The sequence below is a fragment of the Deltaproteobacteria bacterium genome, from assembly GCA_016235345.1.
Taxonomy (GTDB): Bacteria; Desulfobacterota; Desulfobacteria; order Desulfobacterales; family Desulfatibacillaceae; genus JACRLG01.
The window spans coordinates 45,270-65,615 of record JACRLG010000035.1; the positions used below are offsets into that span (position 1 = coordinate 45,270).

Here is a 20,346-nt window from a genome sequence, read left to right on the forward strand (position 1 = left end):
AGGGAAGAAATACCCCAGTCTTCCTTCCCCGCCATTTTCGGAAAAACGAAAAATCGAAATAAATTGCACTCCCGTCAATAACTGAATCAGCAAGATTAAGTAACCGGCGCAAGAGAGCGCATTTCTGCGCGCGATAAGTTCTCACACCATGGCCTTCAAGCTCTGCTGCTGTTTTTCCCGTTCGATATCCAAAAGGTCCTGCATGGTGGTTCCGTCGTAAACGCAAAAAAGGGACTCCCACACCTTTTCCCACATGGGCGAAAGAGCGCATTCGCCGCCAAAGGGGCAGTTGTCCCTGGAAACGCAGGCTATGCAGTCGTGGGCCTTGTCGCCTCGTTTTTCCATGAAGCGGATCACGTCGCCCACCGCCACGTCGTTGGGTTTCCTGGAAAGCTCGTACCCGCCCTGGTAGCCGCGTTTGGAGTCCACGAAGCCACTTTTCTTGAGCTGATTCAAGATGACTTCCAGAAAACGCAGGGGTATGGCCTGGGTGCGGGCTATGTCCGACACCTTGATGGGCCCCTTGCCGTGGTGCTTGGCAAGCTCGAAGATTGCGCGAAGGGCGTACTGTTTTTTCTGGGTGATGAGCATGCCCTGATTCCCGCGTTAAAACCGGCTCCTTGGGTTCAAAAGAGCAAAAAAACTTTTTTGAGCCTTTTGGGGCTTCAGACCGGCCCTGTCGAACAGGCGAACTCCAGCTTTCCGCATCGAAGTTTTCCGGGAAACCCTGCATTTTCCCCTGCCGGTTCAAACCTGACCGATCTTGTCAGATATTTTCCCGACTCCATAGGTCAGGAAAAGGAACCTTGTCAATCTTTTTTTGCTTCGCAGGCCTTTTAAATTCATAGCCCCGTCGCTATGGGCCGGATCGGGACAATAAGCCGCCTTTCTTGACAATTATGGGCTTCCCATATAAGAATGATGCGAAATCCTGAGTATTTTGTTACCGGCGATTCCGGTGCCTTAAATCGGGGGGAAGCACGAATAATGAGCCTTTCTCTTGCGGTTTACATAAGCCTGGCCGTTTTCGCCCTGGCCCTTGCCGCCCGGTGCTCCGGCTGGTTCATCCGGGTGATCGGCCCGGAAAACGGCGCGTCCCCCTTCAAAGGCCGCTTCAAAGCCGCCCTGGCCGGAACTCTTGGAACCGTTTTTTCCTTAAAAATATTCGCGGTGATCGGGGTGTTTTTCCGGGACGCCCTTTTCCAGTGGCCCATCCTCAGGCAGAGCATCTACCGCTTCATAATGCACATGTCCATTTTCGCGGGCTTCGTCTTTCTTCTCATTTTCCACGCCCTGGGAAAATTCGTAACCGCTCCTTTGTTCGATGAAAATTTCGCCTACCTGAATCCCTTCCTGTTTTTACGGGACGCCGCCGGAATCCTTGTACTTTTGGGCCTTGGAATGGCCGTGGCCCGAAGGTTAGCCCGGCGGAAGATGAGGATTAAAACCAACCTCGGCGACGTTTACGCCATTTTCATCGTGGGCCTCATAATTCTAAGCGGATTCGCCCTCTGCTCCGTCAAGATGACCTCCCATGACGTATTTCTCTCCATGAGCCTCGATTACGCCGGGCTCGACCCCGAAGGCACCCCCGACGACTTGAACGCCCTGGAGGCATACTGGGCTGCAAATTACGGCCTTGTTTCACCCGTTTTCAAGGCCCCCTTCGACCAGGACCTTCTGACAAGCGGCGAAGCCGTCAACGAATCCTGCGTTTCCTGCCACGTGAAAAACGGCAACGCCCCGGCGAGCTTCGCCCTGGCCAAAATCATGGCACCGGCGGCGGGCCTTTTCAACAGCGCCTCTTCCGTCAATATTCTGTACTGGGGCCACGTCCTGGCCTGCCTTCTGGGGCTCGCCATTCTTCCCTTCACCAAGATGTTCCACGTGTTTTCCACCCCTTTGGCCCTGGTGCTGAAAAACACCGTTACCCCGCTTTCCCGGCCCGAAAACCTTATGACCCGCCGGCTTGTGGCCCTGTCGGCCTGCACCCACTGCGGAACCTGCAGCTTAAGGTGCTCCGCCATGATGGCCCATCACGTGACCGGAAACCCCTTCATCCTGCCCTCGGAAAAGGTCGGAGCCCTGAAAAGGCTGGCCAGGGGAAAGAAACCCACGGCCAGCGAGCTTTGCGCGGTCAGCCAGGGGATAATGCTCTGCACCAACTGCGACCGCTGCACCGTGGTGTGCCCGTCGGGCCTGGAGCTCAGGGACATCTGGGTTTCGGCAAGGCAGGGGATTCTTCTGGCCGGGCCTCCCGAACCCCTCGTGTGGACGCCCTTTTCCTTCCTTCGGGGTCTCAACAGGGAAAAGCTTTCCCCCGCCGAATATGAAGGCCCCGTCGAAACCGCCAGGAAGGCCCTGGAAGCCTCATTTTCCACCCTTGCGGACAAAAACGCGGAACTCGTTGTGATTTTAAACGCGGATACCGCCGACATCGACCCGACATTCAGGGGATGCTTCGGCTGCACCAACTGCACCAATGTCTGCCCGGTGGTGAAAAGCTTTGATGAGCCCGAAAAGTCCCTGGGACTGGCTCCCCACCAGATAATGGCGGCGGTGGGCATGGGGGCCTCGGTTGCGGCGGCGGGGTGCCACATGGTGCGCGAGTGCCTCACCTGTTACCAGTGCCAGGAGCACTGCCCACAGAACGTTGCCGTCACCGACGTGATTTACAGGTTAAAGGAACAAGCGGCCAGGGCTTTTGCCTCAAAGCCGTAAGAACTGTTTTTAGGTGGGAGCGCACATGGCTTACGCACTGTTTTGGGGATGCAACATCCCGGCAAGGCTTCCGGGATATGAAAAAGAAGCCCGCGCCGTGCTTTCCGCCCTTGGGGTTCTATATTCGGAAAGCCGCCGCTTCGCCTGCTGCGGCTACCCCGTGCGCCCGGCGGACCGGCTGGCTTGGCTGGTTTCGGCGGCCTCCAACATGGCCGTGGCCGAAAAGGCGGGCCGCGACTTGCTGGTCCTGTGCCAGTGCTGTTACGGCTCCTTCAAAAACGCGGCGGCGGCCCTTGCCGCCGATCCCGGTCTTGCCGCAAGGGTCAACGAAATTCTGGCCTCCCAGGGCCTCCGCTACACCGGCTCGTGCAGGATAGTCAACGTTTTCAGGATGCTTCATGATGAAATTGGAATCGACGCCATCAAGGAAAAGGTGACCCGGCCCCTGACCGGAATTGCGGCGGCCTCTCACACCGGCTGCCATTCCCTCAGGCCGAGCCGCGTCACCGAGTTCGACGATCCCCTCCACCCCAAAATTCTGGACAACCTGATCTCGGCCCTGGACGCCACGAGCCTCGACTATCCCAAAAAGCTCGAATGCTGCGGCGCTCCTTTAACGGGCAGCGACGACGCGCTTTCCGTGAAGATTATGGCAGATAAGCTAATAAGCGCGAAAAAGGCCGGGGCCGAAGTCCTGGTCACCGCCTGCCCCTGGTGCCAGATTCAGTTTGAGACCTTTGGGGGCCAATTGGAGGGAGACGCCCTGCCCCCCCTGCCCTATCTCCGGCTTTTGGGCCTTGCCATGGGTATAGTCCAGGATGACACGGGGCTTTTTTCCGAAAGATCGCGCGAAGTTGCCGGGGCTTCGGACAAGGACGCGGGCCGGACCGGGGTTAAAGTCAAAAATAAGTCCGACACGGACATAATTGACGCGGGAGAAACAAATGTCTGACACGGTTGGAAGCGTGATGGTGGTGGGCGGCGGAATATCCGGGATGCAGGCCGCGCTTGATCTGGCCAACTCCGGTTATTTCGTCCACCTGGTGGAGCGCACGGCGGGCATAGGCGGCATGATGAGCCAGCTTGACAAGACCTTTCCCACCAACGACTGCGCCATGTGAATTCTCTCCCCAAAACTGGTCGAGGTCGGCCGGCACATAAATATCGAGCTTCTGACCCTTTCCGAGCTAACCGGCGTAACCGGGGAAGCCGGAAACTTCAGGGTTAAAATCACCAGGCACCCGCGCTACGTTGACGTGGACAAGTGCATAGCCTGCGGTGCGTGCACCGAAAAATGCCCCGCCAAGGTTGATAACGAGTACGAGGGCGGCCTTGTGAAGCGCAAGGCGGTGTACGTGAAGTATGCCCAGGCAGTGCCCCTGAAATACGCCATAGACGACCGGTATTGCCTGAAGCTCACCAAGGGCAAGTGCGGGCTGTGCGAAAAAAAATGCCCGGCGGGTGCCATCAATTACGCAGACACGAAAGAATTCCTCGAAATCTCAGTGGGCGCGATAATCATGGCCCAGGGAGGCGACACCTACAACCCTGCCTCCCACGACACCTACGGCTACTCGAATAATCCAAACATAGTCACAAGCCTCGAATTCGAGCGCATACTTTCGGCCTCCGGCCCCTACGGCGGGCATCTGGTGCGGCCCTCCGACCACAAAGAGCCGAAGAAGATCGCCTGGCTCCAGTGCGTGGGTTCGCGGGACGAGCACATCGGGCGCGGCTACTGCTCATCGGTGTGCTGCACCTACGCAGTAAAGGAGGCCATGCTGGCCAAGGAGCACGCCAAAGGCCTGGACGCCGCCATCTTCTACATGGACATGCGCACCTTCGGAAAGGACTTCGAGCGCTTCTACAACCGGGCAAGGGACGAGGCGGGAGTAAGATTCATCAAGGCCCGCGTCACCGGAATCGAGTCAGACCCGGAAACCGGCCTGCAGAAAATCGCCTGGATGAACGAGGACGGGCAGCTCGCCACGGAGGGCTTCGACATCGTGGTGCTTTCGGTGGGCTTGGGCTCCACCGAAGAGGGCCGGGAGCTGGCCCGAAGGCTCGGAGTGGGCCTCGACCGCTACGGATTCATACCCACCGGCAGCTTCACCCCGGTTGACACTGAGCGTCCAGGAATCTTCGTCTGCGGGGCCTCGGCGGGCCCCAAGGACATTCCTTCCTCGGTGATCGATTCCTCAGCGGCAGCGGCCCAGGCCGGGGCCCTTCTGGCCGAACACCGGAACGAGCTCACGCGCGCCAGGGAAATCCCCTCCGAAAGGGACATACGCGGCGAAACCACAAGGATCGGAGTTTTCCTCTGCCGCTGCGGAACCAACATAGCGGGGGTGGTGGACATCCCGAAACTTCTGGAACGGACAAAAACCCTGCCCGGCGTGGCCTTTGCGGCGGAGAACCTCTTTTCCTGCTCCCAGGACACCCAGGACAAGATGGCGAAGCTGGTTGCGGAACACGGCTTGAACCGGGTGGTGGTGGCGGCCTGCACCCCCAAGACCCACGAGCCTCTGTTCCAGGAAACCCTCACCAACGCGGGCCTCAACAAGTACCTTTTCGAGATGGCCAACATAAGGAACCACTGCTCGTGGGTCCACAAGGACGAGCCCGAAAAGGCAACGGAAAAGGCCTGGGACCTGGTGCGCATGGCGGTGGCCAAGGCCGCCCTTTTGGCCCCCCTCACAGAGCCGGTTCTTTCCATCGATCCCAAGGCCCTGGTGATCGGCGGCGGCGTGGCGGGCATGGAGGCGGCCCGGAATCTCTCGGCCCAGGGCTACAAGACCTTTCTGGTGGAGAAGGCCGACAGGCTTGGCGGTAACGCCAAAAAGCTCCATCGCACCTGGAAGGGCGAGGACGTCCAGGACTACCTTGCCCGGCTCATCGTAAAAATCAGCAACGACCCTAAAATCGAGGTGCTTTTAAACGCCACGGTCACGGCGGTGGAAGGCTTCGTGGGCAATTTCAAAACCACGGTTAACGCGGCTGGCGAAAGCCGCATGCTTGAGCACGGGGTCACCATCTTCGCATCGGGCGCGACCGAGCTTGTCCCCCAAGGTTTCGGTTACGGCGAAAACCGGCGCGTCCTAACAGGGCTTTCGCTTTCGCAGAAGCTCACCAACGAGCCGGAATCGGCCAGGAACATAAAGCAGGCCGTCTTCATTCAGTGCGTGGGCTCCCGCATCCCGGAGCGGCCCTATTGCTCCAAGGTCTGCTGCACCCAGAGCATCAGAAACGCGCTTTCGCTTCTCGAAGTCAACCCGGATATCAAAATCACCATACTTTTCAGGGATATGCGCCCATACGGCCTCCGGGAGGAGCTTTACCGCCAAGCCCGCGAAAAAGGCGTGCTGTTTTTGAGATACGACGCGGAAAAGCCGCCCGATGTCGATGCCGACGGGGTTGTGAGATTCACGGACAGGGTCCTCAAGCGGCCTCTGAAAATAACTGCTGACATGGTGGTCCTGGCTACGGCGATGGTCCCGGAAAAGGACTCGCCCTTAGGCCCATTTTACAAGGTGTCCCAGAACGCGGACGGATTCTTTGCCGAGGCCCACGTGAAACTGAGGCCCGTGGATTTCGCAACCGACGGCGTTTTCGTGTGCGGCCTGGCCCACGCGCCCAAGAGCCTGGATGAATCCGTTAGCCAGGCCCAGGCGGCGGCGGCCAGGGCCGTGACCCTGCTGTCAACCCGCCAGATGGCGGTGGCCGGAACCGTGGCCGCCGTAAACCCGTCCCACTGCTCGTCCTGCGGGGTCTGCGTCTCGATATGCCCCTACGGCGCGCCCCGCTTTGACCCAAAAACCGGCAAGGCCTTCATCGAGGCCACCCTTTGCAAGGGCTGCGGCCTGTGCACGGCATCCTGCCGTTCGGGGGCCATATCCCTCAAGGGCTTTGATGCGCCCCAAGTATTCGCACAAATCGAAGCCCTGTAATAAGGCCGTCCAAAAAGGCCGTCCACAAGCGCGAACTGCTGTGTCAGACTTCGCGGCGCGGGGCGGAATGTACGAAAAGTACTATTCCTTCCCGCGCCGCTTGTCTTCCTTGCATTTCATCGCTTGTGATCGGCCTTTTAAGTCGGCAGAAGCCCTGCGGGGAAAATTGGGCGGGGAAAGCCTGTCAGCCAGGAATCACACCGTATATAAGGTTTTGCAATCGCCTTCTCAGTATCGGAAGAAATACGGAACTGCGGTAAGAACGACGCCGATAATCACGATAAGGACCGGGCTCTCGAAAAAATAGGGGTAGACGCAAAGGGCGATGCCAGTAACGAGCGGAATCAGCCTGCCCTGCTTTTTGCCGTACATGAAATACCCGACGCCTATGGCCCCGAACAGAACCCCCCAGAGCATCACTCCCGCATCCGGCATTTCGCACCTCCGACAGGGTTCACAACGAGACGAGACTTTTTAGCGCACATTTTTCACATGACACCCGGAACAACCAGGCCGGTCACAAGCGATGAGTATGGTTTTTTTTCCTGTGTTTCCAGGACTCCGACCCGAAAGAACCAGCACAAGCGATGAAATGCAAGGAGCGCGAGCGGCGCGGGAGCAAGCGTACTAAATGTACGTGGCGGACCGCGCCGCAATGCGCGACACAGCAGTTCACGCTTGTTCTGGTTCTTTCATTTTTTCTTGGCTTGGTTCGCTACGTCCTGCGCCGCCTTGGCCACCGCCTCCGGGTCGCCCAGGTAGCGGGAGCTTATGGGCTTCAAGTCCCTGTCCAGCTCGTAGACAAGGGGAACGCCGGTGGGGATGTTTAGTTTTAAGATTTCCTCGTCCGAGATGTTGTCCAGGTACTTTACCAAGGCTCTCAAACTGTTGCCGTGGGCGGTGAGTATCACGCGCTTTCCGAGCTTGATACGGGGGACCACCACCTGGTGCCAGTACGGAAGGAAGCGGGCCACCGTGTCCTTGAGGCATTCGGAGGCCGGGATGTCCGAGGGGTTCAGGCCCTTGTAGCGCGGGTCATGGGAGGGATGCCGGGCGTCGGCGGTTTCCAGGGGGGGCGGCGGCACGTCGTAGGAGCGCCGCCACAGAAGCACCTGCTCCTCGCCGTGGCGCTCGGCGGTTTCGGCCTTGTTGAGACCCTGGAGCGCGCCGTAGTGGCGCTCGTTGAGCCGCCAGGAGTGAGAGATGGGAACGTACATCAAATCCATCTCCTCCAGGGCGAGCCACAGGGTCTTTATGGCGCGTTTCAGTACCGAGGTGTGGGCCTCGTCAAAGACGTAGCCCTCCTCCTTCAGAATGCGCCCGGCGCTTTTGGCCTCCTCCACGCCCTTGTCTGTAAGCGGCACGTCGGTCCAGCCGGTAAACCTGTTTTCGCGGTTCCAGGAGCTTTCTCCGTGCCGCAGAAGAACTACCTTGTACATTTTTTCCTCCGGTTCATTCAATTAGAATTCCCAAAAGCTCCAATATTCTCCTGGAAGTGTATTCGCCGACGTCCGCCAGGGCGTCCGTGGGCATGAAGCAATGCGCGTTTTTCGAGTAAAGGCAGGTGACGGAGGGCGGAAAGTCCTCATCCGGCATGTAGAAAAGATAGGTCAGGCCCACCTTGGGCAGGGGGTGGAGCCGGAGCGAAAAATCCGCCGTGTTCAATATCCCCTCCGGCGCGGGCTCCCCGCAAAGCCCGGCCATGAGGCGGTCCCGCGCTTCGCTTATGTCCTCCACAAAGGGCATAAGCACGTTTTCGGTGCGGTTCTTGAATGCCCCCACGTAGGGCGCGCTTCCCGGCAGGTCCCGGAAGGACACCGGCGGGTCGTGGCGGCAGGGCTCGCAGGCCGCGTGAAGGGCGTAGAGGGAGACCACCACCCCGCGAGGGCCGTCCTCCTCAAGTCCGCCAAGGCTTATGCCGTCCGGGTGGATGCGGCAGCGCTCGCCGAAGGCGTCGAAGTGGAAGTCGTCCCCGAAACGCCTGGCTGCGAGCTTCTCGTCCAGGTCGCCCGGCAACCTCATGTAGAGGCGGTCGATGTTGTGGAGAATTATCCTGCGATAGCTTGTTTCGGCCATGTTCCGGCTTTCGTTCAATCGATGCGGCAAGGTGAGTCGATAGTGTCGGTGGATGTCGCGCCCGCGCCTTAACCGGTGAAGTCGAAACCGGGGGTTTCGGCAACCACGAAGCATGTGGAGCGAAGGGCCACGCAGCCCTTTTTCACCCACAGCCTCACCATCACGCAGTTTTCGCCGGAAAGAGCCACCACGTTGGGAAGCCGCTCCACGTATTCCACGTCGGACGCGGCGAACTCGTAGTAGGTGACCACCGATGAAAGCGGATCGGGCAGAAGCACCATCCGGGCGTCATCGGTGGGGTGCTTTTTCGGGGTTCCGGAGAAGGGCACGTGGGTCTTTTTTAGGCGCTGCTTGTTTTCGTAGGGAACAAGGTCGAAGCGCTCCACCTTTTCCAGAAAAAACGAAAGGGTCATGGCACGGTCCTCCGTTTTCAGGTCGCCGGTTTTGCTTTTTCATACCACACGCACCGGGTCTCATGCAAACACGGAGGATGGATGGAAGCCGGATAGGTCGAGGAGCGGGCGCAGTTCGGACTATAATGGAGCTGGCCGGAAACCCGTCATCTTGGGGTTTTGCCGGAAAAAGCGCCCGGAAGGAGGCTTATAAGGAAAAACAGACAGGAGGCCAGCACCACCGTGGCCCCGGTGGCGGTCTCTGCCCAGGGCTGGGCGGAAATTATCAGGCCCGTTACTGCGGATATCAGGGAAACGCCCACGGCCCACCAGAACATTCCCCCGGCGGACCGGGCAAGGTTCCGTCCGGTTGCGGCGGGCACGATGAGAAGGGCGGTAACCAGGAAGACCCCCACCGCCCATACGGCAAATATCACCACTACAGATACAAGCCCTGCGAAAAGGTACTGGTAGAGCTTCACCCGCACCCGGTGGGCCTGGGCAACGCTCTGGTTTATTCCCATCAGAAGCATCCGGTTGTATCCGAGGGCAACAAAAGCCATCAGGACCGCGAACAGGAGAAAGAGGCACCATATCTGGGCGTCCGAGGTGGTGAGGATGTCGCCGTACAGAAAGCGGGTGACGTCGCGGGCCGCCTGCCTGTCCCGGCTCACCACCGCGAGCCCGAAGGCTATCACCCCGGAGAAGAATACGCCTATCACCGTGTCCTTGGAAAGGGAAGAGCGCCGCCCCACCGATACGATGAGAAGGCCGATGAGAACTCCGAAACCCATCATGGAGGCCTGGGCCGAAACGCCCAGCAAGAGGCCCAGGGCCACGCCAGTAAAGGCCGAATGTGAAATGGCGTCCGAAAAGAAGGCCATGCGGAAATTGACTATGGAAACCCCCATTGCCGCGCACAGGGGGGAAAGAAGCAAAAGCCCCGCCATTGCCTGCTGCATGAAGCGGGCCTCCATGCAGGAAAAGGGAAAAACGGCCGCCAGAAAGGAATACAGGGGCGCAAGGTCAGGCATGGCTGCACCACGTCTCCGCCACGCACTTTCCCGGCTGGGACGTATGAAGGCCGAAGGTGGCGGCGAGAATTTCGTCGGTGAGAACGGAGATGGGCCCTGCGGCCTTCACGGTTTTTTTCAGGCAGATGACGTCCGTGGCGTGGGCCGAAACCATCGAAAGGTCGTGGGTGACGATTATCTGGGTCACCGGGCTGTCTTTATGAAGCCTGGCGAAAATCTCACACAGGAGGCCCTCCCCCGCCACGTCCACCCCGGCTGCGGGCTCGTCCATAATAAGTATCTGGGGCTCCTGGGAAAGGGCCAGGGCCAGGAGCACCCTCTGAAGCTCGCCGCCTGAAAGCGACCCAAGCCTTTTTAGGGCGAGATGCGCCGCCTTGACGTAATCCAGGGCTTCCATGGCCCGCGCCCTGTGCCTTGCGCCTATCCCGAAAAAAAGCGGCCTTCGCTGGCGGTCCATGACCAGAAAATCCAGCACAGTCACGGGAAGCCCCCGGTCGAAGTCGAGCCTCTGGGGCACGTAGCCAAGGCGGGCCGCATCCACCCTTATTTTTCCCTCATAGGCCACCTGACCCAAAAGGGCCATCAAAAGCATGGTCTTGCCCGCGCCGTTGGGACCGATGAGGGCTGTAATGCTTCCCTTGGGCACGCTTGCGGTAACGCGGCCCAGGATGACCACGCCCCCGAAGGATACGGTGACGTCCTCGAAGGATACCGCAGAGTTTTCAGACCGGGGGGAATTCATTTTTTCCCCAGGACGGATTTTAAAATTCCGAGGTTTTTTTGCATCGCGGCCTCGTAATGGGAAATATCTGCCCCGTCCGGGCCGTTGGCCACCGGATCGAGCGCCGCCACCGGTATTCCGGCCTCCCTGGCTATGGTCTCGCCGACCTTTGCAGGATACTGGGGTTCGGTAAAGAGTGCCGCCGCCTTTTTGGCCCTGATGGCCTTCACGATTTCCAGCATGTCCGAGGCCGAGGGCTCCTGTCCGGGCTCATCCTCCACAACTGCCACTATTGCAAGGCCGCAGTCCTCAGCCAGATAGTCGAAAACCGCGTGCTGTGTGACGATTCTTCGGTTGGGAAAGGCCGCCGCCGCCCTGGCGTAAGAGGCCGCAAGGCCGGACAGCCGCCCGTGCCAGAAGGCCGCGTTTTTTCGGTAAAGGGAGGAGTTTTTCCCGTCCAGCGCGGCCAGGGACTCCCCAAGGGCCTTCACCATCTGCGCCGCGCGTTTTGGGGATGAAAAAAGGTGCGGGTTGAACCCTCCGTGATGATGGCCTTGTCCGTCATCGCCCATCAACCTTAGAATACCCTTCTGCCCCGCAGATGTGTCGATGATTTTGAGCTTGGGCTTGGCCTTTTTCAGCGACGCATCCAAAAACTCCTCCATGCCCAGGCCGTTTATCACCAGGACGTCGGCCTCTGCCAGTTTTCGCATGTCCTTTGGAGTCAGTACGTAATCGTGGGGGCAGCCAAGGGCCGACGGCAACATGAGGTCAACCGACACCCCAGCCGAGCCTTTGGCCACCGAGCTTGTGAAAACATACATGGGATAGGTGGAGCAGAGCACCTTGAGGGGCCTTGGTCCTGCAACGGCGGATGCCGCTGAAAGGATCAGGCACATTATGACGATAATGTAGAAAAAGCGAACGGTTTTCATTTCAGATGGCTTTCCAGGTCCATGCCATGCGAATGATCTGGAGAGTCCCCCGCATGGCAGACAAGGTGGTATTCCTGGCAGTCACCGCACTTGGCCATGAAATGGGTGCGGGCAAGCGTAGCCCAGTGATCCCTCTGGCGGGGGGTCAGAATCCCGGTTCCGCTGCAAAGGGGGCAGGTGTTTTCAAGGGCTGAAAGAACGGCCCTTCGCACGAACTCGCTTTTGTTCGGAACCTTGTCGAGGATTTCGGCGAGAGCCGGATCGACCTTGAATGTGAGCGTTACCGGTTTTCGGCTCATGACCCATCCTTGTGAGTTGGTAATATTTTGTATTACCAGTATCGCTAATCCCTGTCAACCTTTTCCATCAGCCCTTAAACGCAAAATGGTCCGGGAAGGCACAGGCAGCCTTCACGGACCAGGGGGGATGAACACAAGCCAGAGGAGCCTTGAGTCCGGCTTGCAAGCAAAATCAGGGCCGACGGGGCAAAGATCAGCCTCGGCAGGGTAAAGTCTAAACGCGCAAGAGCATTGCGGCGGCAGAGATGATCCGGGTCAGCTCCTGTAGCTCCAGACAATGGCCCCGAAAACCAGAAGCCCCAGAAGGCTTATATATAGGCCTCCGGGCTTTCCCTGGGCGATCACCCCGTAAAGGCCCAAGGCCACGAAAGCGCCCCCGAAAGCCGTTCCTATCGCCAACGAAAGATTGAACGCTTTTTTGGGGCCGCCTTTTTTGCCCTGCGCTTTTTTTGGGGCCGCCTTTTTCGGTAAGGCCTTTTTGGGTGAAGCCTGTTTTTGAGGAGCCTTGCTCTGGGGCGCGGTTTTTTGGCCCTGCCCCTTTGACTTTCTTTTGCTCATCCGTCGCCTTCTTCCTGTAGCCGTTTAAAAAAACTAATATTATCGGGAGCGCAATTTGTTTCCATTCTCCGCTTTACGGAAAAATTGTGGATGAGGAAGATTTGGCTCTTCTTCCCGCATCGGGCTTTCCTTGAAAAAGGAAAAGAACCATGCTCCGCTTAATAGCCCTATCCGGCAAAAAGCCCGGCTTGCAACCCGGAATCAACATACGTTACAGTAGGGGCGGATACAAGATGAATCGTAACCCGCGCCCTATGGACGAAACCGAAATAACCCAAGAGGACCAAACGGCGGAATCGAACCGGCCATGAATCGACTTTGCGCAACCTTCCTTGAAGGCGCCTCGGTGATCCTTGAGTTCGGCGGCTCGGTCCGCCTTTTGACCAATCCGCGTTTCAAGGAAAAATCAAAAACCGATGACAGCCTTATCGACCGGCTTTCCCGACTGACCGGCTTGGTGATAACCGCCTTTGAACCCGGACAAGCCGACCTTTCCGCCCCGTGGTCAAAAACGGTCCTGGAAGCTCCGGTGGTGGTGCCCAGGGGCTTTGTCTGGCAGGCGGAGCTTGCCGGTTTTTCCACCTGCCATGAACTCGCAGCGGGCGAATCCGTCGGCCTTGGCCCAATCAGGCTCACCGCAACCCCTGCGGCCCCTGCCGACGGAAGGTTCAGCGCCATTATCGAGGCGTTCGGATTTACGGTTTTTTTCGCCGGGGAAACCCTTTTCGAGCCTCTTTTGGGAGCCGTTCCCAAAAGTTTTCCCAAAATTGACCTGGCCTTTCTGCCTGTTGGCGGCCCTGCCTTTTCGTCTTCATCCCGCCCCAAAACCCTGATGTCGGCCCAGGAGGCCGCTGGCCTGTGCGCCGTATTGCGCCCTCGCACGGCAATTCCCATACTCTGGGAGGCGGATCCCACCTCTCCCGCAGCCTTTATCACGGCTGCAAAAATATTCGCACCCGCCACAAAAATCAAAATCCTGAAATACGGCGAGTCCGTCTGCCTTTAGGCCAAGCGGTGAAAATCACCGTAGCCCCGAAAAAATCACGGCTGCACCCGGAAAAAGCTGTGATAAGTCAGGCAATGGCTCCGGCAGATTATTAATGATTCCATTGGGATATGAAACATTTCACAGATAGGTGATTATCTGGCACACAATTTGCTATTTTAATAGATATTATTGATTTCGACTCACTTTTCCGAACAAAAACCAGCATCATTTCCCGCCGTCGGGAAAAATGGCGGAAAACCGGAGATTCCCATGATCGCCCTCACGCGCAAAAGACAAAAAGGCTTCACCCTGGTGGAACTCATGATAGTCATCGCCATAATCGCGATCCTGGCGGCGATAGCGATTCCAATGGTGTTGCGATACCGGATAAGGGGCTACAACACGGCGGCGCTCACCGATCTTAAAAACGGCTTCATATCGGCCCAGAGCCATTATTCCGCCCACGTCGGGACCCCGGTCACCCTGTCCTTGCTGAAATCGGCAGGCTACACGCAGACCGCCAACGTGATCCTCACCGTGAATGACGGCAACGAAACAGCCCTTTCCATCAGCACCACCCACGCTAACGGGGACACCACCTACTCCATCTCCTCCGACGGCACCATAACGCATTGACGCTGCGCAACCGGCGGCAACCCGCCTGAAAACGCTGATTTGCAGTATCGGCGTTTTCAGGAAGGCTGCGCCCCTTGGAAAATCCTCACCACCTGATCAGCGCCGTTCCCCATGTGAAGCCCGCGCCGAAAGCCGCAAGCAGCAAAATATCCCCCGGCTCCACCATGCCCGCCCTCACAGTCTCATCCAGAAGAAGCGGGATGGACGCGGCGGTTGTGTTGCCGTAGCGCTCGATGTTGTGAAGAAATTTTTCCTCCGGCCATTTCAGCTTGGCGGCGGCGAACTGGTTTATACGAAGGTTGGCCTGGTGCGGAATAACGTACTTGATATCTTCGGCCTTTACCCCGGTTTTTTCCAGCGTACTTTCGATCACCTCAGGAAGCCTTGTCACAGCGTGCTTGAAAACGGTCTTGCCGTCCATCTGGGGCCATATCTGCCTGGACTTCGCAGTCTCCTCGGTGATGTAGGGCTTCTTGGATATGTCCCAGATGTCCAGGTAAAGGGCCTTTGCGTGGCGTCCGTCCGCGTGCAGTTCGGTGTAAAGAATCCCCCTGTCCGCGTCTTCGCTGGGCGAAACGATGACGGCCCCGGCCCCGTCGCCGAAAAGAACCGCCACGTCGCGCCCTTCATCGGTGAAGTTGAGTGCGCTTGAGTGGACCTCGGCCCCCACCACAAGTATGTTCCTGTACGCGCCGGTCCTCACAAAGGCGTCGGCCACAGCCAGCGAATAGATGAAGCCCGAACACTGGTTTCGGACGTCCAGGCAGGGAACGCCCGGAATGCCCATCTTGGCCTGGAGGTAGCAGGCGGAGCCCGGAAAATGATGGTCCGGCGAGAGAGTGGCGAAAATGATGAAATCCACGTCCTGCTCGGTTATGTGAGCGTCTTCCAGTGCGTTTTTGACGGCTAAGAGCGCAAGGTCGGAGCAGCTTACGCCCTCTTCGGCAAAACGCCTCGCCTCGATGCCGCTTCTGGTGTGAATCCATTCATGGCTGGTGGTCATGATTTTCGCAAGGTCGTCGTTGGTGACGGACTTTGGCGGTACGTAACTGCCTATCCCCTTGATACGGCTTCGGATCATCGAAAAACTCCTTGTTTTTGGGACTTTGAGGCGGCCATACCCGGACGGAGGTTTGCCCCTGGTTTTCGGGGCGAATCAACTGATTAGAAAATCGCGGCGGCAATGTCAACGAAAGCCTTTGGAAATGCGGGGACGACGCATTTGAAACAAAGAAAAGGATTCGCAGGGGGCGGGGTTAGCTAATCGCCGCTTCCGCCCTACTTTCTGAAGTGCGGGCACCTTTTTTCGCATCTGCGGCAGGCGGGCTCCCGGATTGTTGAATCCGGCTCGCCAAAGGCCACGATGGCCGAAATTGATTTGCGTGGGCTCATCATGCCGCCCGGCGTGAGGGTGATGCCTATGCTTTCTGCGTCGGCAAGGGCGAGAAGCTCCCTGTTGTCTGTAACTGGCCAGTCGCAGTAGCCGGGGCTGTACCGAAAGCCCGAAACCAGTCCCGATTCCTCCATAAGCGCGGAAAGCCTTTCATGCACCTTCTGGGCCAGACCCTCGGCCAGCACCGAGGCGACTGCGTCCGCGCAATAATCCCGCAACAGATCGCCGCCCTTTTCGCCGGGCAGATCAAGCGTCGGCTCTCCTATGGTAAGGGCGAAGGCGGCCCATAGCTTTGCCGGAAAAAGCGCCCCCGAAACAAGGCGCGTGGAAAAAACGAAGCCTCCGGGGACGGAAAAGCCGCGTTTTGGGCTTTCAATTTCGACAAGTTCCAAAAACCTCGCCACGGCCTTGGGCCTGCACGATCTTCGGAGCGGCTCTCCGATCTGGTCCAATACCCGTCGTACCTGATCCGAAACGCATTTCGCGTCGGGATAGCCCAGGCGAAAAAGAAGCGCCGCCTCGTCGACCGCCAGGTCGTCAGGGCATAGATCCGGTCGCCATATCCGTCCTTTTTCCATTAACGGCTCCAAGGTTTTCTGCGGGAAAATTCAAACGAAAATGGAATTAAACCCTGGCACCCGAAATATCATGATGCCGATTATGATTGAAGCATGGGGCGAAAATGGTTTATTAATGAGCCCGGTTTTCGTCCGGCCTGGAATTCAAGCGCCGGTTCCCCAAAATCGTTCAGCACGGCCATGAGGGCCGGAGCGCCCCATTACATTGCACGGTTTCACGATTCACTGCAAGAGGGCCATCCTTGAAACCTGATCCATACAAAAGCGACGATATCTAAAGGACTTGATTTGTTTTCAATATCAAAGGCCCTATTAACAGACCCGAAAGGTTGAACCATGCCGGAAGTCTCCAGGATTTACCGGAAGTTGCCGGTTTTGGCCGCGTTTTTGGCCATCCTTGTTTTTTCGCCCAAGGCCGTTTTGGCGGATAACTGCTGCGTGGGATACATTCATCTCGAACGGGTGATAGGAGAATCCACAATAGGGAAGGCCGCCGGAGCGCAGTTTCAGAAAGAGCTTGCCCAGCGGGAGGCGGAGGTCAAAAAGCTTCTGGATGAGGTCAAAAAGCTCAAAACATTCATAGAAACACGGGGGCATTTGTTAAATGAATCTGATTTAAAAGCCAAATACGGGGAATACGACAAGGCTGTGGCCCTGTATCAGAAGGAATTCCAGGCCGCCGACAGTGAAATGAAGCGGAAAGACGTTGCAATAATGAAGGCCATACTGGAAAAGATAGACCCCATTATGCAAAAAGTGGCCCAGGAACGCGGCTTTCTGCTGTTGATCAAGGACCCGGGCATACTTGGATACGTGCATCCTTCGGCTGATATAAGTTCCGAAGTTTTAAAGCGCCTGGAAGCCCAGACAGCCGCCACCAAACCCTGAGCCTTCAGCCCGCCGTCTTTGCCTGATCCTTTTCAGAAAAAAGGTTGAATGATTTTCGGAAATGTGAAGGGGAAACCGTGTTGAACAAGGTTTGTGGCAACTGTAAAGAATCGCTTTCCTGTGTTTCTTCCAAGGCCCCAAAACCTTGAAGCGCCCTTAATTTGGTTGACAAAGTCGGCGTGTTTTTTTAAAAGGTTGCCCACCAGTAGCCGGAGTGGTGAAACAGGTAGACGCGCTGGACTCAAAATCCAGTGGGCCTTGCGCCCATGTCGGTTCGATTCCGACCTCCGGCACCAATTAAATCAAGGGGTTACGGAAAGCATCCGTAACCCCTTTTTGTTGGTTGGGGGCGATTGTGACACTTTTTGTGACACTTTTCAAAATTTCCTTCTAAACCCCCTCTTCTGCCTGTTGCGTTTCCGCTCTTTTTCGTGGGCATCCCTCTTTCTTGCGGCGTCCGTTAAGTCATCATTGTTTACAATGTTGTACCGGTCGAAGATGCTCCGGGTCTGGTGACCACTTATTTTCATCACCACCGTTTGATCAATGCCCGAACGCACCATGTCACGCACCGCTGTCCTGCGAAGATCATGAAAATGTCGTTTACCAATACCCGCTCGTTCACATGCGGATTGCCACGCCTTTCGGAAATCCTTGTTGCGGTCGGTGCCGTTCTCATTAGGGAACACCCAGTCGCAACGCTTTCCGCTTCTCTCCCATCGTTGCTTTTGGATTGTCAGGATTTTCCGCAACATGCTGTCCATCGGAGCCGATCCGCATTTTTTGATCTTCGAGTGCTCCGGGTCCGGGTGTACAATTCCAAATTCAAAATCCACCTGTTCCCATTTCAACCGCATTACATGCAACTTGCGCCACCCTGAACGGTGAGCGAAAATCGCAAGGAACTTCAGGTGCATCGGCAACGCCTTTACCACTGCCAAAAAATCTTCATCTTCAAAAAAGCCTTCACGCGGTTTTCCTGCTTTTCCCATAGGGATATGCGGGATACGAGCCACCTTGGGCGGAGTGCAAATACTCCCCAACTTGAACATCCTTTTTAAAGCTGCAAGTTCAAGATTGATGGTAGAGTCCGTTACCCCTTCAGAACGCCTCTTTTCCTTGTATTTCGTCACCCTCCCGGTTGTGATGTTTATAGCCATGTAACCCAAAAAGAACTCGCGCAGTTTGTTTAGGCTGAAATTCAGTCTGTCCAAAGACTTGCGACCCTGATCCCTGTAATCCTCCAAGATCAATTTCTCCAAGTCTTCAAAGGTGGTTCTTTTAAAGTAGACACTCGGTATAACACCTTGAGCGATTTCTCCTTCGCGCAAATGAAGGAGTTGCTTCGCTACAGACTTAACCGTGCTCTTTGAACTTTCACGGATTCGCCTTCCATTGAAAAAATAGTCAATCCACCATGTGTCGCCACGCTTATATATTTGTGACATTGGAACCCCTCCTTTCCAAAATACTTCAGGGGAGTCCGGCTTTTTCGATGCCGAACTCCCCTATAGTCTTTGTTCTGCAATACGCTGTTGCCAACGAACTTACATTGTCGGAAGTTTCTCTTTATTGCGTTCTATAAACGCAAGGATGTCTGGTTTGTGAAGGTAAATTGTTCTACTTTTCTTTATAAACGAAATGTTACCTCGCCACACTTGTGTCCTCCAGAACCAGAGAGAGACACCGTAAAATTTAACGACTTCGTTAAGTGTCATCAGTTCAGGCGGCGTGATTTTACGTTTGATGATCCCGTTCGTGTTGCTCGCATTAACGCGTGTCACGTTTGCCGTTCTTACGATAGCGTTGTTCATACTATATCTCCTTGTCGGAAATGTTACTGTTCCAGAAACGCGTAATCCGCGAATGGCTTTTTATGCCATCGCGGACCATTAATTTGTTTGAAGATAATGCGGTTTTAGTAAATCATCGTCTTCGTTGTTGTTACAGCCATCATCATATTCTTCATCATCATCCGCATTACGTAATTAACAGCGTGACTAACCCATCCAGAGCAAGTCTTGATAGCGGCGTTGTCTCTTATTCGACCATATGACATCTCCTTAGAATGAGTGGGTTTGTGATTCCATTAACCTGTGAACCTTGCTGGATTCAATGCGCCGCGTACTGCTTCCTTCTATCCATTCATGGGAACACCTCCTTTCTATTCCCAGCCAAGAGTTTAGGTGCAACGTTATCGCTTAAAAGACTCGAAGACACAGTGGCTATAGAATCTGTTTCTAACGTACAAAAAATGACCTTAGAAAAAAATATCATTAATCTTGTAAATTTACCTGTAGTATACTCGTATTTGAAACCAATGTCAAGCTTTTTAATGCCCTTCTTTATCAAGGGGTTACGCTTCGTAACTCTGTAACTGGCTTCAGTCAGACATATAGTTATATGCGCAGGAAGTATGCTTGTTGCGGTGTAATCTATCTGCAACGCTTATGCTCCATGCAATCAAAGGCAGAGATTTCCCGGAGACTGTTAAAGAGAATATGTGGTTGTGTGCCCATATTAAGTTTCTTGTTTTACGTGAATTGTCATCAATGATTTTCCAAACGTCACTCATCTCTTCCTTGCGTTGCAGTTCTCCTTGGACACTGTGATTTGCTTTAAGCTCCCCGCAGCCCGCTGCAAGGAGCTTCATTAGAGTACTAAGATCAAAAGTTTTGTTAATGTGTGTAGTCTGCGTTGATAGTATGATAATTTTTGTACTATGGTTTATGTATGCAGAACGTAGTCTGTATGAGAGCTATGTTGCGTTTAAGCCAGCTTACAATCAGATTCAATATACACGACAGACAGTAGTCGTTTAACGTTTCTGCTTAGTACAGGCTCTTATTTATGCAGTTAGATAAGATGCATAATATGAGGAGTCTGGGCTACGCAGAGGTATATTGTTAACGAAAGATGAACCTAAGAAAGGTAGCGGCTTAATGGTAAGCGTTAGTCGGTTTAAAGAAGATTCAATCGAAAACTTTCCGTAAACAATGTCGAGAAGATTCTTCGGGTTGTGCAACTGGCTCTTAACGTTGAGCCTGTCAACTAAACTGTGTAACTGGTTTTTTCATCAAACGGGCATCCTGCCTTCAAAGACAATTGAAAAATAGTTCAGGGCGGCGACCCAATCCCTTATGGGCATGGTCCATCTTGCCGAGGCGCGCTGGATCGCCA

The 20,346-nt window shown here is 55.8% G+C and carries 19 protein-coding genes and 1 tRNA gene; 7 read left to right on the forward strand and 13 right to left on the reverse strand.

The annotated features are described in order from the left end of the window. Positions 1 to 141: 141 nt before the first annotated feature. Positions 142 to 591: an Rrf2 family transcriptional regulator gene (locus HZB23_16530; protein ID MBI5846264.1), complete on the reverse strand. Its 450-nt coding sequence runs from the start codon at positions 589 to 591 to the stop codon at positions 142 to 144. Positions 592 to 987: 396 nt separating this feature from the next. On the opposite strand from HZB23_16530, the gene HZB23_16535 reads away from it, so the two are divergent. From HZB23_16535 to HZB23_16545, 3 genes are read left to right on the forward strand one after another with little or no spacing between them, the layout of a single operon-like run. Next, positions 988 to 2,721: a 4Fe-4S dicluster domain-containing protein gene (locus HZB23_16535; GenBank protein MBI5846265.1), complete on the forward strand. Its 1,734-nt coding sequence runs from the start codon at positions 988 to 990 to the stop codon at positions 2,719 to 2,721. A 25-nt stretch (positions 2,722 to 2,746) separates the two neighbouring features. Next, complete coding sequence (locus tag HZB23_16540; protein MBI5846266.1) at positions 2,747 to 3,673, forward strand: CoB--CoM heterodisulfide reductase iron-sulfur subunit B family protein; 927 nt, start codon at positions 2,747 to 2,749, stop codon at positions 3,671 to 3,673. Further along, on the forward strand, positions 3,666 to 6,668 hold the full coding sequence (locus tag HZB23_16545) for a CoB--CoM heterodisulfide reductase iron-sulfur subunit A family protein (protein MBI5846267.1): 3,003 nt from the start codon (positions 3,666 to 3,668) through the stop codon (positions 6,666 to 6,668). The genes HZB23_16540 and HZB23_16545 overlap by 8 nt, the downstream gene beginning before the upstream one ends. A 228-nt stretch (positions 6,669 to 6,896) precedes the next feature. On the opposite strand, the gene HZB23_16550 is transcribed toward HZB23_16545, so the two are convergent. The 9 genes from HZB23_16550 to HZB23_16590 all read right to left on the reverse strand — a co-directional run bounded on the left by HZB23_16550 (position 6,897) and on the right by HZB23_16590 (position 12,683). Then, positions 6,897 to 7,103 (reverse strand): hypothetical protein, encoded by a 207-nt coding sequence (locus HZB23_16550; protein ID MBI5846268.1) that lies wholly within the window; start codon positions 7,101 to 7,103, stop codon positions 6,897 to 6,899. A 257-nt stretch (positions 7,104 to 7,360) separates the two neighbouring features. Then, a complete protein-coding gene (gene gpmA / locus HZB23_16555) occupies positions 7,361 to 8,107 on the reverse strand; it encodes a 2,3-diphosphoglycerate-dependent phosphoglycerate mutase (GenBank protein MBI5846269.1) in 747 nt (248 codons plus the stop codon). A 13-nt stretch (positions 8,108 to 8,120) separates the two neighbouring features. Beyond that, the gene (locus tag HZB23_16560; GenBank protein MBI5846270.1) at positions 8,121 to 8,744 is read right to left on the reverse strand and encodes a DUF3786 domain-containing protein; all 624 of its coding nucleotides are present in this window, start codon (positions 8,742 to 8,744) and stop codon (positions 8,121 to 8,123) included. A 68-nt stretch (positions 8,745 to 8,812) separates the two neighbouring features. Further along, on the reverse strand, positions 8,813 to 9,157 hold the full coding sequence (locus HZB23_16565) for an inorganic pyrophosphatase Ppa (GenBank protein MBI5846271.1): 345 nt from the start codon (positions 9,155 to 9,157) through the stop codon (positions 8,813 to 8,815). A 146-nt stretch (positions 9,158 to 9,303) separates the two neighbouring features. Continuing rightward, positions 9,304 to 10,170, reverse strand: a complete 867-nt coding sequence (locus HZB23_16570) for a metal ABC transporter permease (protein ID MBI5846272.1) — start codon at positions 10,168 to 10,170, stop codon at positions 9,304 to 9,306. Then, the gene (locus tag HZB23_16575) at positions 10,163 to 10,912 is read right to left on the reverse strand and encodes a metal ABC transporter ATP-binding protein (protein MBI5846273.1); all 750 of its coding nucleotides are present in this window, start codon (positions 10,910 to 10,912) and stop codon (positions 10,163 to 10,165) included. The genes HZB23_16570 and HZB23_16575 overlap by 8 nt, the downstream gene beginning before the upstream one ends. Continuing rightward, on the reverse strand, positions 10,909 to 11,826 hold the full coding sequence (locus HZB23_16580; GenBank protein ID MBI5846274.1) for a zinc ABC transporter substrate-binding protein: 918 nt from the start codon (positions 11,824 to 11,826) through the stop codon (positions 10,909 to 10,911). The genes HZB23_16575 and HZB23_16580 overlap by 4 nt, the downstream gene beginning before the upstream one ends. After that, complete coding sequence (locus tag HZB23_16585) at positions 11,823 to 12,125, reverse strand: CopG family transcriptional regulator (GenBank protein MBI5846275.1); 303 nt, start codon at positions 12,123 to 12,125, stop codon at positions 11,823 to 11,825. Before HZB23_16585 ends, HZB23_16580 begins: the two co-directional genes overlap by 4 nt. A 255-nt stretch (positions 12,126 to 12,380) precedes the next feature. Next, positions 12,381 to 12,683: a hypothetical protein gene (locus tag HZB23_16590; protein ID MBI5846276.1), complete on the reverse strand. Its 303-nt coding sequence runs from the start codon at positions 12,681 to 12,683 to the stop codon at positions 12,381 to 12,383. A gap of 307 nt (positions 12,684 to 12,990) precedes the next feature. On the opposite strand from HZB23_16590, the gene HZB23_16595 reads away from it, so the two are divergent. Both HZB23_16595 and HZB23_16600 read left to right on the forward strand, forming a co-directional pair. Beyond that, positions 12,991 to 13,689 carry an MBL fold metallo-hydrolase gene (locus tag HZB23_16595; protein MBI5846277.1) on the forward strand — a complete coding sequence of 233 codons (699 nt, stop codon included), beginning with the start codon at positions 12,991 to 12,993 and terminating at the stop codon, positions 13,687 to 13,689. A 252-nt stretch (positions 13,690 to 13,941) separates the two neighbouring features. After that, positions 13,942 to 14,307, forward strand: a complete 366-nt coding sequence (locus tag HZB23_16600; protein ID MBI5846278.1) for a prepilin-type N-terminal cleavage/methylation domain-containing protein — start codon at positions 13,942 to 13,944, stop codon at positions 14,305 to 14,307. A gap of 85 nt (positions 14,308 to 14,392) precedes the next feature. Here HZB23_16600 and HZB23_16605 read toward each other — a convergent pair whose 3' ends face one another. Then, positions 14,393 to 15,388 carry a ketoacyl-ACP synthase III gene (locus HZB23_16605; protein MBI5846279.1) on the reverse strand — a complete coding sequence of 332 codons (996 nt, stop codon included), beginning with the start codon at positions 15,386 to 15,388 and terminating at the stop codon, positions 14,393 to 14,395. A 197-nt stretch (positions 15,389 to 15,585) separates the two neighbouring features. Continuing rightward, a complete protein-coding gene (locus HZB23_16610) occupies positions 15,586 to 16,278 on the reverse strand; it encodes a hypothetical protein (GenBank protein MBI5846280.1) in 693 nt (230 codons plus the stop codon). A gap of 336 nt (positions 16,279 to 16,614) precedes the next feature. Here HZB23_16610 and HZB23_16615 point away from each other — a divergent pair, with 336 nt between their 5' ends. Together HZB23_16615 and HZB23_16620 are read left to right on the forward strand one after the other, a co-directional pair. Next, on the forward strand, positions 16,615 to 17,166 hold the full coding sequence (locus HZB23_16615; GenBank protein ID MBI5846281.1) for an OmpH family outer membrane protein: 552 nt from the start codon (positions 16,615 to 16,617) through the stop codon (positions 17,164 to 17,166). A gap of 208 nt (positions 17,167 to 17,374) precedes the next feature. Continuing rightward, positions 17,375 to 17,462: transfer RNA gene (locus tag HZB23_16620), tRNA-Leu, on the forward strand. A gap of 81 nt (positions 17,463 to 17,543) precedes the next feature. Here HZB23_16620 and HZB23_16625 read toward each other — a convergent pair. Beyond that, positions 17,544 to 18,614: a site-specific integrase gene (locus tag HZB23_16625; GenBank protein MBI5846282.1), complete on the reverse strand. Its 1,071-nt coding sequence runs from the start codon at positions 18,612 to 18,614 to the stop codon at positions 17,544 to 17,546. Positions 18,615 to 20,346 lie beyond the last annotated feature (1,732 nt).

Bases quoted from the DNA above. Each gene is read 5' to 3' on its own strand.
- HZB23_16595 (MBI5846277.1), top strand. From the start codon at position 12,991: ATGAATCGACTTTGCGCAACCTTCCTTGAAGGCGCCTCGGTGATCCTT.
- HZB23_16580 (MBI5846274.1), bottom strand. From the start codon at position 11,826: ATGAAAACCGTTCGCTTTTTCTACATTATCGTCATAATGTGCCTGATC.
- HZB23_16535 (MBI5846265.1), top strand. From the start codon at position 988: ATGAGCCTTTCTCTTGCGGTTTACATAAGCCTGGCCGTTTTCGCCCTG.
- HZB23_16625 (MBI5846282.1), bottom strand. From the start codon at position 18,614: ATGTCACAAATATATAAGCGTGGCGACACATGGTGGATTGACTATTTT.
- HZB23_16585 (MBI5846275.1), bottom strand. From the start codon at position 12,125: ATGAGCCGAAAACCGGTAACGCTCACATTCAAGGTCGATCCGGCTCTC.
- HZB23_16615 (MBI5846281.1), top strand. From the start codon at position 16,615: ATGCCGGAAGTCTCCAGGATTTACCGGAAGTTGCCGGTTTTGGCCGCG.
- gpmA (MBI5846269.1), bottom strand. From the start codon at position 8,107: ATGTACAAGGTAGTTCTTCTGCGGCACGGAGAAAGCTCCTGGAACCGC.
- HZB23_16590 (MBI5846276.1), bottom strand. From the start codon at position 12,683: ATGAGCAAAAGAAAGTCAAAGGGGCAGGGCCAAAAAACCGCGCCCCAG.
- HZB23_16560 (MBI5846270.1), bottom strand. From the start codon at position 8,744: ATGGCCGAAACAAGCTATCGCAGGATAATTCTCCACAACATCGACCGC.
- HZB23_16540 (MBI5846266.1), top strand. From the start codon at position 2,747: ATGGCTTACGCACTGTTTTGGGGATGCAACATCCCGGCAAGGCTTCCG.
- HZB23_16530 (MBI5846264.1), bottom strand. From the start codon at position 591: ATGCTCATCACCCAGAAAAAACAGTACGCCCTTCGCGCAATCTTCGAG.
- HZB23_16550 (MBI5846268.1), bottom strand. From the start codon at position 7,103: ATGCCGGATGCGGGAGTGATGCTCTGGGGGGTTCTGTTCGGGGCCATA.
- HZB23_16605 (MBI5846279.1), bottom strand. From the start codon at position 15,388: ATGATCCGAAGCCGTATCAAGGGGATAGGCAGTTACGTACCGCCAAAG.
- HZB23_16610 (MBI5846280.1), bottom strand. From the start codon at position 16,278: ATGGAAAAAGGACGGATATGGCGACCGGATCTATGCCCTGACGACCTG.
- HZB23_16565 (MBI5846271.1), bottom strand. From the start codon at position 9,157: ATGACCCTTTCGTTTTTTCTGGAAAAGGTGGAGCGCTTCGACCTTGTT.
- HZB23_16575 (MBI5846273.1), bottom strand. From the start codon at position 10,912: ATGAATTCCCCCCGGTCTGAAAACTCTGCGGTATCCTTCGAGGACGTC.
- HZB23_16600 (MBI5846278.1), top strand. From the start codon at position 13,942: ATGATCGCCCTCACGCGCAAAAGACAAAAAGGCTTCACCCTGGTGGAA.
- HZB23_16570 (MBI5846272.1), bottom strand. From the start codon at position 10,170: ATGCCTGACCTTGCGCCCCTGTATTCCTTTCTGGCGGCCGTTTTTCCC.